General features: G+C 49.1%; 1 protein-coding gene. It reads left to right on the top strand.

What is annotated here, in order from left to right; translation table 11 throughout:
* The coding region (locus M9196_RS23290; protein WP_250619886.1) for a VCBS domain-containing protein at positions 1–568 on the top strand (568 nt) is incomplete at both ends.

Raw genomic sequence — 568 nt, 5'->3', positions numbered from 1 at the left:
GTCCACCATCAAGGTCACGATCAATGGCACCAACGATAAAGCCACGGTTAGCAGTGCGACCGTTGCTATCGATGAGACCGACAAAGCGGTAACTACCTCAGGCACGCTAATCAGCACCGACGTGGATAACCCCGATAATGCGTTCACACCAGATTCGATTTCCGGCACCAATGGCGACCTTACTATTGATGCCAACGGGCACTGGGTGTTCACCGCGAGCAGCGCATTTAATCAATTAAACGTCGGCGATAAAGTTGAAGAGACCTTTACGGTGTCGTCTGTTGATGGCACACCGTCGACCATCAAAGTGACTATTAATGGCACTAACGACAAAGCCACTGTTAGCAGTGCAAGCGTTGCTATCGATGAGACTGACAAAGCGATAACCACATCAGGCACGCTAACAAGTACCGATTTGGATAACCCGGATAACACCTTTACACCAGATTCGATCACGGGAACCCACGGTGATTTAACCATTGATGCCAACGGTCACTGGGTGTTTACCGCCAACAGCGCGTTTAACCAATTAAACGTCGGGGATAAAGTAGAAGAAACCTTCACTGTA

It is taken from the genome of Vibrio methylphosphonaticus (genome assembly GCF_023634655.1).
In the GTDB taxonomy this organism is placed as follows: Bacteria; Pseudomonadota; Gammaproteobacteria; order Enterobacterales; family Vibrionaceae; genus Vibrio; species Vibrio methylphosphonaticus.
The sequence above is the reverse complement of the archived record's forward strand: the minus strand, read 5'-3'. Positions and strand labels throughout refer to the sequence as shown.